This is a genomic window from Sphingomonas bacterium (genome assembly GCF_903644135.1).
Lineage (GTDB): Bacteria > Pseudomonadota > Alphaproteobacteria > Sphingomonadales > Sphingomonadaceae > Sphingomonas.
In genome coordinates, this window is record NZ_CAHJXA010000065.1 from 1 (window position 1) to 10,479 (window position 10,479).

The 10,479-nt window shown below is 69.7% G+C and carries 8 protein-coding genes and 1 tRNA gene; 3 read left to right on the plus strand and 6 right to left on the minus strand.

Annotated elements, in window-relative coordinates:
- Positions 1-161: 161 nt before the first annotated feature.
- Positions 162-1,298 carry an SET domain-containing protein gene (locus HUU96_RS05385; RefSeq protein ID WP_174291826.1) on the plus strand — a complete coding sequence of 379 codons (1,137 nt, stop codon included), beginning with the start codon at positions 162-164 and terminating at the stop codon, positions 1,296-1,298.
- On the opposite strand, the gene HUU96_RS05390 is transcribed toward HUU96_RS05385, so the two are convergent.
- The 6 genes from HUU96_RS05390 to HUU96_RS05415 all read right to left on the minus strand — a co-directional run bounded on the left by HUU96_RS05390 (position 1,295) and on the right by HUU96_RS05415 (position 9,098).
- The gene (locus HUU96_RS05390; RefSeq protein WP_174291827.1) at positions 1,295-3,157 is read right to left on the minus strand and encodes a CHASE4 domain-containing protein; all 1,863 of its coding nucleotides are present in this window, start codon (positions 3,155-3,157) and stop codon (positions 1,295-1,297) included. The two genes, HUU96_RS05385 and HUU96_RS05390, sit on opposite strands and share 4 nt — an antisense overlap.
- Entirely contained in the window at positions 3,157-5,046 is a 1,890-nt protein-coding gene (locus HUU96_RS05395; RefSeq protein ID WP_174291828.1) for a putative bifunctional diguanylate cyclase/phosphodiesterase, read from the minus strand. Before HUU96_RS05395 ends, HUU96_RS05390 begins: the two co-directional genes overlap by 1 nt.
- Positions 5,047-5,154: 108 nt before the next feature.
- Positions 5,155-5,970: a cell wall hydrolase gene (locus HUU96_RS05400; RefSeq protein WP_254605020.1), complete on the minus strand. Its 816-nt coding sequence runs from the start codon at positions 5,968-5,970 to the stop codon at positions 5,155-5,157.
- A 168-nt stretch (positions 5,971-6,138) separates the two neighbouring features.
- A complete protein-coding gene (locus HUU96_RS05405) occupies positions 6,139-6,597 on the minus strand; it encodes a YaiI/YqxD family protein (RefSeq protein WP_174291829.1) in 459 nt (152 codons plus the stop codon).
- Between the two features lie 9 nt (positions 6,598-6,606).
- Positions 6,607-8,301, minus strand: coding sequence for a DEAD/DEAH box helicase (locus HUU96_RS05410; RefSeq protein ID WP_174291830.1), 1,695 nt, complete (start codon positions 8,299-8,301; stop codon positions 6,607-6,609).
- Between the two features lie 47 nt (positions 8,302-8,348).
- Complete coding sequence (locus HUU96_RS05415; RefSeq protein ID WP_174291831.1) at positions 8,349-9,098, minus strand: queuosine precursor transporter; 750 nt, start codon at positions 9,096-9,098, stop codon at positions 8,349-8,351.
- 61 nt (positions 9,099-9,159) lie between these two features.
- Between HUU96_RS05415 and HUU96_RS05420 the strand changes: the two genes are divergently transcribed.
- A tRNA-Arg gene (locus tag HUU96_RS05420) sits at positions 9,160-9,236 on the plus strand.
- Positions 9,237-9,256: 20 nt separating this feature from the next.
- Positions 9,257-10,479 (plus strand): sugar-binding domain-containing protein (locus HUU96_RS05425; protein WP_302480215.1); only part of this gene is annotated, 1,223 nt, incomplete at its 3' end.

The following is a 10,479-nucleotide window of genomic DNA, read 5'->3' on the forward strand; positions in this document are numbered from 1 at the left end:
CGGCCGAGCTGCCGGTGCCGGGCGGCGTGCGCCTGCTCGGACTGACATTGTCGGCACTGGTTCGCGGCGAGCCCGAGCCGCCGCCGGCGCTGCTGCTGTAGCGACGCTGGACGGATTCGCGCTTTCCGTTTACCTTGTTTGGCTTGGGGGTTGGCGGTGCAATGACGATCCAGGCCTGGCTGATCGGCGCGATGGGGCTCAGCCTGGCTGGCTACGGCACCTATCTGGTCGGGCTGCGCCGGCATCTGGTCGAGCCCAACCGCGCGTCCTGGCTGATCTGGGCGGCAGCGGCCGGGGTCGAGGCGGCGACCTATGCCGCGGTCAACCCGCACCAGCCGCAATCCTGGGTGTTCGCGGCATCGGCAATCGCGTGCATCACGGTGACGCTGTCGATGTGGCGACGCTCGCGCTGGGGGGCGCCGACGCCGACCGAGAGCCTGTGCATGGGGGCTGCGCTTGCCGCGCTGCTGCTGTGGGTGGCTTTCAAGGAGACGTTCTGGGCGCATATGCTGGTCGTCGCGGCGGTGCCGATCAGCTTCTGGCCGACTTGGCAGAGCGTCATGGAGGACCGCGCGCGCGAGCGCTCGCCGGCATGGGGGCTGTGGACGCTGGGCGACCTGACGACGCTGCTGCTGGCGGCACGGGCGGGCGACACCGGCATCGGCGGGTTGGCCTATATCCTGGTCGAGTTCGCCTGCCATGCCAGCGTCTGGTTCATGATCGGGCTGGCGACGATCAACCCGCTGCGCTCGCTCGGGCTTGGCCGCGGCGGGCTGGTGGTGCTCGACGCGCTGTCGCCCGCCAACCCGTTCGCGGTCGGCGAGACGCACCTGGGCAAGGCGGTGTTTGCGGCCCGGCCGTTTGCAGAAGGGGAGCGCATCGTCCGCTTCAGCGGCCGGCGGATCAGCGCGGCGCGGCTGGGTAGGCGGCTGGAAGGGACGGGTGACCGCTTCGTCCAGGTCGCGCCCGACGAATATATGGGACCGTCGGGGCGGATCGACGACCTGATCAATCACAGCTGCTCGCCCAATGCCGGGCTGCGATTCGAGGATGACGGCGTGTTCCTGATCGCGATCCAGCCGATCGCGCCGGGCGAGGAGATCGCCTGGGACTATGCGACGACGCTCGCCGACCCCGACTGGCGGCTGCCGTGCGATTGCCGCAGCGCGATCTGCCGCGGCACGATCGCCGCCTTCGCGACGCTGCCGGCCGAGCGGCAGGACTGGTATCTGGAGCGCGGCATCGTCGCGCCCTATCTGCGGCCGGCGGCGGTGCCGGCGCGGGAACGGGCGGCCTAGGCCGCCTTCGCCATCGCAGCTGCCTCGACCGCGCCAAGGGTCAGGATCGCGACCGCACCCTTCCCTCTGCCCTCGCTTTCCAGGCGCAGCGCGCCGTCCATCGCGGTCATCGAATTGGCGCACCAGTGCAGCCCCAGCCCGCCCGACTTGTGCGCCCGGGTCGAGAAGCCGCGCTGGAACAAGGTCGCGCCGATATCTCCATCGAACCCTTCGCCATCGTCGCGGATATTCACCTCGACGCGATCGCCAGCGGGATGGACCGACACCGTGATCAACCCGCTGCTCCGTCCGGCCGCGGCGATTGCCTCCGCGGCATTGCCGAGCAGGTTGCCGATCACCTGTGACAGGATCACCCGGTTGGCCATCACCCAATGCGGGTCGGACGGGAAGGAGAAGGCGATCGAGGCCATGTCCGAATAGCGCGCGATGGTGGCATTGCGGGCGACGATCGCGCTGACGTCGCAGGGTTCCAGCACCGGGCGCTCATGCGCGTTCTTCTGTTGCTGGCCGATGATCTCCAGCACATGCGCCATCGCCTCGCAGCCGATGCCGAGTTCGCGGCGCATCGCCTCGCGCCCCTGCCCCTCCGCCTCGATCGCGGCGGCGACGAAGGCGGCGAGCTTCTGCCGGCGAGCCGCGGGCAGGTCGTCGCGGGCAAGCTCGCCGATCGCTCGGTCCAGCATCGAGCGGTCGATCGGCGGAGCCTGAGCGATCCCCTGGCTGAGGATCGTGGAGATCGGGTTGAGCGCGTTGCGGACATTGTGCATCACCGCCACCGCGCTTTCGGAGCGGCCGAGCTGGAAGCTCTGCACCTCGATCTGCTCGCGCAGGTCGTGGAGCTGCCGGAGCATGGCGTTAAGGCTGCGGCCAAGCGAGCCGATCTCGTCGCGCCGCCGATCCTCGCCAAGCAGCGCCAGCGAGCCGGAGGCACGTACCCGCTGCATATGCTCCTCGACGCGCGCGAGCGGGCGCAGCACCAGCCGGCCGATGATCCGCCGTAGCATCAGCAGGACGAGCAGGAGGAGCAACGTCGACCCGGCGACCGCGAGCAGCAGCATCCGGTGGCCGAGCAGCGAGATGTCGCGCGCGACGCCGAACCGGGCGGTGGCGACCGGGCGGCGGTCGGCCCCGGCGATCGGCACCGCGATCGTCGCAGTGGTGGCGCTGCTGGTCACCGTTTCACGCTCACTGACGGTCGGCGGCGCGATCCGCGCGTCGAGCTGGAGCAGCGCCGACAGCTGCGCCGAGGTGATCGCGCGCGCCATCAGCACCCAGCCGCGTGGGCTTCCGGTGCCGTCGGAGCGGCGCACCTGGGCGACGCCGATCGCCGCCACCGCCCTGCCGAGCCGGGCATAATAGCGACCGGAGCTGCGGCCCTTCAGCACGCGGGCAAGATCGGTGGCGCGGATATGGCCGACCAGCGCGTCGCGAAGGTCGGTGCGGCCGGTACGATCGGGCCAGCGGGCGATGACGACGCGGCCGTCCGGCGCGACATAGGCCATGCCCTGCACGCCCAGGTTGGTCATCGCCAATTGCGAGAAGCTGTCACGCTCGAACTTGGCGCTGGGGTGCTCCATATAGGCGTAGCTGTCGTTCCAGTCGCCGTAGTCGCGCACCGCGCTCTCGGCCTTGCCGGCGAACTCGGCCAGCGCGGCGTCGGTGCGCTCGACATGGCCGGCGATCGCCTTGGCTTCCAGGCGGTTGAAGCTGGGCGTGATGATGCTGGCGAGCAGCAGGGTGATGCCGATCGCGCCGGCAAGGCCGACGGCGGTCAGGATCAGGACGAGCTTGGCCCCGAGCGACGCCGGATCGACGAGCCGATGCCAGCGCGCCCGACAGGCGGCGCGAAACGAGGGCATCAGCCGTTGGTACCGTCGAGCAGGGCCGTTGCGGGTTGGTCTTCCTCGCCGCCGAGATGACCCACCGCGGCCATCTCCCGCGCGATGTCGTCGGCGACCGGCCGGGCGATGAAATAGCCTTGCAGGTGGCTCGCCCCGGCAAGGCGCAGCGCCTGCACCTGCGCCGCCGTCTCCACGCCCTCAGCGATCACGCCCAGCCCCAGCGCACGGCCGAGATGGATGATCGAGTGGACGATCGCCGCCGACTCGCGCTCGCGGCCCATACCGTCGATGAAGCTGCGGTCGATCTTCAGGCAGTCGAGCGCGAACTTGCGGATGTTGTAGAGCGACGAATAGCCGGTGCCGAAATCATCCAGCGCGATGCGGAAGCCCATCTGGCGCAGCTTGTACAGCGTCTCGGCGGCGCGCTCGGCGTCGTCGAAGATCGCGGTTTCGGTGATCTCGATCTGAACGCGCGTCGGGGCGACGCCAGCGGCCATCACCGCCTGCATGATGTGGCCGACGAAGTTGGGGCGGCGGAACTGGCGCGGGCTGAAGTTGACGGAGACATATTGCCCCGGCCAGCCGGCGACCTGTTCCAGCGCGCGGGCCAGCACCCAGTCGCCCAGCTCATGGATCAGGTTGGACTCCTCGGCGATCGGGATGAAGGTCGCGGGGCTGATCGGCCCGTATTCGGCGGTGTTCCAACGCACCAGCGCCTCGAACCCGACCAGGTCGAAGGCGTCGCGGCCGACGATCGGCTGATAGACGAGGCTCAGCTCGCCCTTGCCGATCGCATCGCTGAGGCCGTTCTCGATGCGGCGGCGGAAGCGGATGCTTTCGTCCATGCTCTCGTCGAACAGGCGCGTGACGCCCTTGCCGGCCTGCTTGGCGGCGTTGAGGGCAAGGTCGGAACGGCGCAGCGCGTCGCCCGGGTCGCAGGCATCGCCGCCCTCGATCACGACGATGCCGGCGGAGGCACCGCCCTGCACCAAATGGCCGAACACCGGGATGCTGGTCGAGCAGGCGGCGAGGACGCGGTCGCACGCCATCACCGCGGCGTCTTCGCCCGGCGTGTCGAACAGGATACCGAACTCGTCACCACCCAAACGCGCGATCGTCGCGCCTTCGGGTGCGGCCTCGTGCAGGATGACGCACACTGCCCGGATCAGCGCGTCGCCGGCCAGGTGGCCGAGCGTGTCGTTGACCAGCTTAAAGCGATCGAGATCGATCATCGCCGTCGCGAACAGTCCCGGGGACTTGGCGCGGCCGCCGAGCGCTCGCTGGAAGGCGAGGCGATTGGGCGCGTCCGTCAAGGAGTCATGGGTGGCGAGGTGCATCGCCCGGCTCTCGTTGGCGGCGAGTTCGGCGCTCTGTTCCTGGAGCTGAACGACCTGCGCGGCCAGCGTCGCTCGGGCGGCGGCGAGTTCGCGGTCGACCTCCCAGCGGCGGCCGAGCGCGGTCGCGGTCTGCTGGATCTCGGCGACCTCGAACGGCTTGGCGATGTAGAAGATCTTGTCGGCAGGACCGGCGACCTTGCTGATCTCGATCGGCGAAAAGTCGGAATAGCCGGTGACGATGACGATGTTGATCTCGGGGTCGAGCGCGCGAATGCGCTTTGCGGTCTCGCGGCCGTCGATCCCTGGCGGCATCCGGACGTCGATGAAGGCGACTGCGAACGGCTCGCTACCACCGATCGCGCGCTCGACCTCGCCGACCGCGTCGAGACCCTGGTGGCAATGCGTCAGGCGAAAATCGATCGCGGGAGCGTCCTCCGCCGGTGCATCGTCGCCGAACAGGTCTGCGGCCATGGCGTCCAGCGTCGCGGCGTCCTCGCTGCGCTGACGGGCGAAGCTGCGGATATAGCTGTCGTGCATCGCTGGCTCGTCATCCACGATCAGGATACGCATAGGTCGGCCGCTCCATCGTCATCGCGCGCCGCCACGAAAGCGGTTCGCGTCCTTGCCAAGGAGTAAGCGCGAGCGGTTAAAGGCCCGTAAACGAGGTGGTTGCGGGCGTCAGCTGGATGCGTCAGCGACGGCGATCGGCGCGGCCGGCTCCGCCGCGCCGAGTGCCGACGACGTGCCGCGATGGATGTGCACGCCGAACGCGACCGCCTGGATCCGTGCCGGGTGCACTGCCACAGGCTTTGCCGACGCCGCCTGCACCGATACTGCCGGCATTGCCAACCCGATGCCGCGGTGGACGATGACGCCGAACGCGCCGGAGGTCGCCGCATCGCTTCGGCCCGCGATCGACGTCGATCCGCCGGTGGCCTGCGCGAGTTCATGGCCCGAATAGGCCTGCCGGAACGACAGCGCTCCGCCGAGGCGATCGCCCCAGCGATAGAAGATGTGCGAGCCGATCGTGCCGATCCGCGCCAGGCTGGCGGCCCACCACGGCAGCACGGCGGTGGTATGATAGTGGGTCGCGGCACCGACCGGGGCAAAGACATTGCCGGCCAGCGCCGCACGCGCAACCGCCTGGGCGGTCTGCCAGGCGCGCGGCTCGATCGGGCGACTAGTTGCGCCGTCGCAGGCGAACGAGAATTGGCAGCCGGCGGCGGAGCGTTGATAGACGACGCGGCAGACGCTGGCTGGGAAAGCACGGTCGCGCACGCGGTTGAGCACCACCTGCGCCACCGCCCGCTGTCCGTCGAGCGGCTCCGACCGGGCCTCGTAATAAACCGCGGCGCTGAGGCAGTCGGCGGCGCGTTGCTGGTCGTCGACTGTAGCGGCGGCAAGGAACGGTGGCGCGATGGCGGTTGCAGGCGCAGGCGGCAATCTCGCCGCCGGGGCCGCGACCGGATCGGCCAGCGCCAATCGGTGGAGCAACTGTCTATCGGCGGCCGGCACCGCTACCGAGACGCCGACCGCATGGTCGCGAGGGCGCGACGGCGTGCAGGAGCAAGCGAGCAACGCCAGCAATGCAACCACTCGCCCGAACACCGCACGCTCCCGTCGACCGGCGGGTAGCGATAGGGGTCGGCCGTGGACAAACGGTTAACCAGTCGTGCGGCGCACCCGTACGACCACCTCGTCGAGCGTCGACAGGAAGCGCGAGCGGTCGGCCTTGGCGAACGGTGCAGGGCCGCCGAGCTGGTCGCCACCCGCGCGCAGGTCGGCCATGATCGCGCGCGTCGCGATCGCCGCACCGATCGAGGCGGCGGTGAACGGCCGCCCAGTCGGCGACACGACGCTCCCGCCAGCCTTGAGGCACCGGTCGGCAAGCAGGATGTCGGCGGTGATCACGATCGCCGCAGCGTCCGCATCGGCCGCGATCCAGTCGTCGGCGGCGTCGAACCCGGCGTCGACCACCACACGCCGGATCAGCTCATGCTGCGGCACCCGCAGGTGGCTGTTGCTGACGATCGTGACCGCGACGGCGTGGCGGTATGCGACCTTGTAGACCTCCTCCTTCACCGGGCAGGCGTCGGCGTCGACCAGGATGCGCGGGGTCACCGTCGAAAACTACCGGGCGCGTTGCGGCCGGCCGGTGGGACGCGGCGCATAGCGCTTGACCGGTGCGCGCTGCGGCCGATCGGAGCGGGTGAGCGGCGCGGGGCCGTCGCCGGCGGGCTCGATCTTCAGCTCGCCCTCGGGATCGGCAGAGGCGGTGCGCTTCACCGCCGCGATGAAGCGACTGGCGACGGCGCGGGGCAGCTGGAACATCGTCTCGTCGGGGCCGATGCGGATCGCACCGATCTCGTTCTTGGTGATGTGCCCACGCCGGCACAGCAGCGGCAGCAGCCAGCGCGGATCGGCATTGTGCCGTCGTCCCAGGTTCATGCGGAACCAGGCGATGTCGTCGAACCCGGCGCGCGGGCCCTCGGTACGATGCTGACCGGGCGCGGGAGCCTCCAGCAGCTCCTCCGGCGCGGGCAGGCGGGCACGATGCGCGCGAACCAGCATCGCCGCCACCTCGGCAGCGCTCCGCTCCGCCAACAGGCGCTCGCCCAAGGCGCGGTCCTCGTCATCCAGCTCGACCGGAGCCGACAGCACCGCCAGCAGTCGCTCGCGATCGGCAGCGGCGATGTTGTCCGGCGAAGGCACGGGCACCCACTCGCACTGGATGCGCGCGTCGCGCAGAACCGCCTCGGTCCGGCGGCGACGCGGATAGGGCACGATCAGCACTGCCGTACCCTTCTTGCCGGCACGACCGGTACGGCCGGAGCGGTGCTGCAGCGCCTCGGCATCGCGCGGCAGCTCGACATGGATCACCAGCGACAGGCTGGGGAGATCGATGCCGCGCGCCGCCACGTCGGTGGCGACGCAGACCCGCGCACGGCGATCGCGCAGCGCCTGCAGCGCATGGTTGCGCTCCTGCTGGCTATGCTCGCCCGACAGGGCCACCGCATGAAAGCCGCGCTCGACCAGCCGCGCGTGGAGCGTCCGCACCGCCTCGCGCGTGGCGCAGAACAGCATGGCGGTATCGGGCTCGTGGAAGCGCAGCAGGTTAACCGCGGCATGCTCAATATCCGATGGCGCGACAGCGACCGCCTGATAGCTGATGTCGCCATGGCCGCGATCGGCCCCGACCGTCGAGATGGTGAGCGCGTCGCGCTGGTAGCGGCGGGCGAGCGCCACGATCGGCTTGGGCATCGTCGCGGAGAACAACAGCGTCCGCCGCTCCTTGGGAGTCGCGTCGAGAATGCCCTCCAGGTCGTCGCGAAAGCCCATGTCGAGCATCTCGTCGGCCTCGTCGAGCACCGCCGCGGTCAACGCCGACAGGTCGAGCGCGCCACGCTCCAGGTGATCGCGCAGCCGCCCCGGCGTGCCGACGACGATGTGCGCGCCCTGCGCCAGCGACCGGCGCTCGCGCGACGGGTCCATGCCGCCGACGCAAGGAACGATCCGCGCACCGGCCTGCGCATACAGCCATTGCAGCTCTTGGCTGACCTGCAGCGCCAACTCACGCGTGGGCGCGATCACCAGCACGCGCGGCTTGCCGGGCGCACCCATGCTGCTGCCGTCCGGTCCAAGCAACTGATCGGCGACGGCCATGCCGAAGGCGACGGTCTTGCCCGAGCCGGTCTGGGCGGAGACGAGCAGGTCGCGGCCGGCGACCCCTTCCTCCAGCACCGCCTGCTGAACGGCGGTCGGGGCAGCATAGCCGCGCGCGGTCAGGGCATCGCGAAGCGGGGCGGGCAGTCGGCTGAATGGCATCCCATAATATCGTGGTGCATTGCGGCAGGGGCAAGGCCGGGCGCGGATCAGGCGCGGGAGCGCAATCGGAACGGCGTGAAGTCGGTGCCGGTGTCGAACACGTCGATGCCCTCCGCCCGCTTGAGCCAGCCGACCACCGCATAGGTAACGGGCGTCAGCAGCACCTCCCACACCACCTTGAGCACCCATTGGGTCAGCAGCACCTGCCCGACCTGCATCGCGGTCCACCCCGCCGCGCCGAGGAAGGCGAGCGGGTAGAAGATCAGGCTGTCGACCCCCTCCCCGATTACCGTCGAGCCGACGGTACGGGTCCACAGCCACCGCCCCTTGGTGGCGAGCTTCATCCGCGCCATGACATAGGCGTTGACGAACTCCCCCACCCAGAAGGCGGCGATGCTGGCGAAGACGATCCGCCCGACCTGGCCGAACACCGCCCGGTACGCCTCCTGCCCGGTCCAGCCGGCATCGGGCGGCAGCGCGACGACGATCGCCGCCATCGTCACCATGAACAGCATCGCCGCGAACCCCACCCAGATGCAGCGCCGCGCGGCGGCGAAGCCGTACACCTCGGTAAGCACGTCGCCGATCAGGTAAGATAGCGGGAAGAACAGGATGCCAGCCCCGAACGGCCATGGGCCGATCACCGGCAGGTCGACCACCGCCCGCTTGCCCGCACCAATGATGTTGGACAGCAGCAGGATGGTCACGAACGCCGTCATGACGACGTCGAAGTGGCGGAATTTACCGGTGCCGACATCATCGGCGGCGACGGCGCGCGGGGCTCGATCGATACTCATGACCCGGAGGTATGAGGACGGTTCCGCCCCGGCGCAATCCGCGCTAATTCAGGCGGAGTGCGCGCCCGTAGCTCAGCTGGATAGAGCACGAGCCTTCTAAGCTTGTGGTCGCAGGTTCAAGTCCTGCCGGGCGCGCCATGCGATCGATCGGGGGACCCGTGCAGCGACGAACCTTCCTCAAGGACGCGGCTACCGTCGCGCTCGGCACCGCGATCGGCGACGGTGCGCTCGCCGCGCCGCCGCCCGATCGCAGCCCTCGCACCGGCTCGCCTCGGCAGCGCCTGTCGCTCGACCAGGGTTGGCGCTTCCATCTCGGCGACATCGAGGTGCCAGGGCCGCGCGTCGACAACGAGACCTATGACTATACCAAGGCGGGCAACGCCGCGGGTGCCGCCGCCACCGACTATGACGACACCCTATGGCCGTTGGTCGACGTGCCGCACGACTTCGTCATCGAGCAGCCCTATGTGAAGGAGGAGAACAACGCGCAGGGCTACCGCCCCAAGGATGTCGGCTGGTATCGCCGGACGCTGCGGTTCGACCCCGCCGATCGCGGGCGGCATCTTGAGCTGCAGCTCGATGGGCTGGCGACGACCGCAACCGTCTGGTTCAACGGCAACGTCGTCGCCAACATCCTCAGCGGCTACAGCTCGACCTATATCGACCTGACGCCCTTCGCGCTGTTCGGCGACGAACCGAACATCCTCGCGATCCGCGTCGACTCGCGCGCGCTGCAGGGCTGGTGGTACGAGGGCGGCGGGCTGTATCGCCACACCTGGCTGGTCAAGCGCGCGCCCGTCCACATCGTCACCGACGGCATCTCTGCGCATCCTCGTCCGGCCGGCGAGGCTTGGCGCATCCCGGTCGAGGCGACGCTGGAGAATATCGGCGAGGGCAGCGCCGACGCGCGGGTCGACGCGATCCTGTTCGACGCCGACGACCGGCCGCTGGGCAAGGCGACGGCGACGGTGGCGGTGCCATCGCTGGCACGGGCGGAGGCGCGGCTGAGTATCGACATCGCCTCGCCCCGGCTCTGGTCGATCGAGCAGCCCACGCTCCACCGCGTCGAGGTGACCGTCAGCCAGAACGGCATGGTCACCGATCGCGAGTCGGTCGCGGTCGGCTTCCGCACCCAGCGGTTCGACGCAGACCACGGCTTCTTCCTCAACGGCCAGCCCGTCAAGCTCAAAGGCACCTGCAACCATCAGGACCATGCCGGGCTGGGCGTCGCGCTGCCCGACTCGATCATCGAGTTTCGCCTCAGGCGGCTGAAGGAGATGGGCTGCAACGCCATCCGCGCCTCGCACAACGCGCAGACGCGCGAGCTGCTCGACGCCGCCGACCGGCTCGGCCTGCTGGTGATGAACGAGAACCGGCTGTT